Source organism: Aquabacterium sp., assembly GCF_004297345.1.
Lineage (GTDB): Bacteria > Pseudomonadota > Gammaproteobacteria > Burkholderiales > Burkholderiaceae_C > Aquabacterium.
Genome location: NZ_SCTN01000624.1, coordinates 1 through 2,475 on the forward strand (window position 1 = coordinate 1; position 2,475 = coordinate 2,475).

Below are 2,475 nucleotides of genomic sequence, written 5' to 3' on the forward strand. Positions count from 1 at the left end.
TGCAAAGTCAATAAACTTTTCATTATAAGGATTTTGATCCTGTGTCATAAATCCTGTTTGATTTAACGTCACAATTCTTCCATCTTCTTCTTGCTTTGGAATATGGAGATCTTTTCCCATGACGAAGTCTGTGCGCATTGCAGATACACCGTAAGGTGTGTCCTCATCAGATGGAAAATAACTCACAAAGGGAGAGGAACATTGAGACATGACGTCTATCCTATAAAAATGTAAGATCCGATTATCAAAGCACTTTTCAATTTATTCCTCAAGGAAAAATGCAGGAAAAATGCTTAGAAAAGATGCTTAGGTTAGATCAGGCCTGAATCATGACTGTCTGAGGGATGGAAAAGGTACCATGTCTACCAATGCCAAATTGAATACCTCTCGTTTATTGCTGAGCAAATTACGGGAAGGGGATTATGCTCATGCTGGCGATGAAGAGGCCATCGACATCGTCCTACGCGACGTCTTTGCATTCGTCCCTTCCCTCAAAGAGGAAGCTGTTTTAGATGTAGGGAGCGGGTTTGGAGGAACAGCTTCTTACCTCACACGCATGGGATTTACGAACGTACAGGGTTTTGATCTGGATGAAGCCGCTGTTGATTATGCAAAAGAGAAATATCGGCACATTACTTTTAAAGTCGCCGATGCCTTAAAGATCAATCAATCCTACGCTCCTCAATCCTTTTCCTTTCTTTCTTTACTTAATGTGATCTACGCTATTCAGGATAAGGAATGTCTTCTGAAGAACTTAGCAACCCTCTCAAAGCCGGGCGGCATTCTGGCGCTCTTTGATTACGCCCAGACAAAAGAATCTCTTACATACTCTGTTAAAGATTTAGCAGGAAACCCCATGTATCCTGTTCATATGTCCACCATTGAACAAGATTTTAAGACCGCAGGGTGGAAGCTCTTACGCACAACTGATATGACATCTCACTTTATAAGGTGGTATCGGACGTTCTTGGACAAACTCTCAGATCAAGTCTCTATTTTACAACAAGAGTTTGCATCACAGGATATTCAAAAAGTGCAAGCCACTTTCGCCTTTCTATTAGATCAATTCGAGAAAGGATATTTAGGAGGCGTGATTATCTATGCTCAAAAAAAGGAGACTGAATGTGCAGATCGAAGAATTATTTAGCCAAGCCCTAGGGATAGAATATCCATGGAAGATTGAATCACTGCACTTTAATTCAGACAAGAAGCGCTTAGATATAAAAGTTAGCTTTGAACGAGGGGCTTTGTTTTCGTACAAAGATGAGAGGACGGGGACAGAAAAGCAATATAAAGCCTATGACACAGTGGATAAAATATGGCGCCATTTAAATTTCTTTGAGCATGAATGTTATTTGAGTGTGCGTACACCGCGGATCAAACCGGAGCAGGGAGGAACAAAAATGATTTTCCCTCCCTGGCATGGAGTTGTTGGCGGTTTCACTCTTTTATTTGAAGCCTTGCTCATTGAGATGTGTCGGCATACACCGATTCATCAAGTGGCTAAAATCATGGGTCTTTCAGATCGTAAGCTTTGGCATATGATTGAATGTTATGTCAAAAAAAGTTTAAACGATGCCGATCATTCAAGCGTTAGCTGTCTTGGCCTTGATGAGACCTCACGTTTAAGAGGACATGATTATATAACGTTGTTTGTAGATTTAATGACTAAAAAAACGATTCATGTTTCAGAAGGAAAAAACCACGAAACAGTTCATGATTTTGTGGAGTGTTTTGAGGATTCGAAGGGAGATCGAACCCGTGTTAGGGAAGTGAGTTGTGATATGTCTCCTGCATTTATCAAAGGAGTAAAGACGGTGTTTCCACAAGCCTCTATTACGTTTGATCGTTTTCATATTATGAAACTTGTCAATGAAGCCGTTGATTCAGTGCGTCGTGCTGAGGCAAAGATGCAACCCGCCTTAAAAGGGGCACGGTTTGCGCTTTTAAAAAACGAGACCAAATTAACTTCTCAACAAAAGAAGAAACGTGCTTACATTAGTCAATTGAATTTAAAAACAAGTCGTGCTTTGCGTCTGAAAGAAACTTTTCAAGCAATCTACCAAGCAGATACAGGGGTACAATTTACAACTCTTTTAAAAGAGTGGTACTTTTGGGCAACGCATGCGCAGCTTGAGCCTTTTAAAAAGCTAGCGCAAACAATCAAGAAACATTGGGACGGTATTGTACGTTGGAAAGAAAGTCAGATTAATAATGGTATTTTAGAAGGCCTTAATTCTGTTATTCAAGCAGCTAAACGAAAAGCGAGGGGATATGGAGAAAAGCACTTTAAAACCATGGCTTATTTTTTAACGGGAAAATTGAATTTTAAAACTTACAATCCTCACCTACCCACTCTCTTCGCATAAGAGCCATCCTATTTCTTTTGCATTTTTACAAAGTTTCTGGGCATGCAACAAATGGATAGGTTCACGTGTGATTTTCGTCGTAAATGCTTCTGAAGGTCCTGAAAAT

Annotated in this window: 3 protein-coding genes; 2 read left to right on the forward strand and 1 reads right to left on the reverse strand. The window is 40.0% G+C overall.

Translation table 11 applies throughout. The features are described 5' to 3' along the window. On the reverse strand, positions 1 to 210 hold a 210-nt coding region (locus tag EPO09_RS22260), incomplete at its 3' end, for a hypothetical protein (protein WP_290646833.1). Positions 211 to 358: 148 nt separating this feature from the next. Here EPO09_RS22260 and EPO09_RS22265 point away from each other — a divergent pair. Together EPO09_RS22265 and EPO09_RS22270 are read left to right on the forward strand one after the other, a co-directional pair. Further along, positions 359 to 1,147 carry a class I SAM-dependent methyltransferase gene (locus EPO09_RS22265; protein WP_290646835.1) on the forward strand — a complete coding sequence of 263 codons (789 nt, stop codon included), beginning with the start codon at positions 359 to 361 and terminating at the stop codon, positions 1,145 to 1,147. After that, entirely contained in the window at positions 1,125 to 2,369 is a 1,245-nt protein-coding gene (locus EPO09_RS22270; protein ID WP_290646837.1) for an ISL3 family transposase, read from the forward strand. Before EPO09_RS22265 ends, EPO09_RS22270 begins: the two co-directional genes overlap by 23 nt. The last annotated feature ends 106 nt before the right edge of the window (positions 2,370 to 2,475 follow it).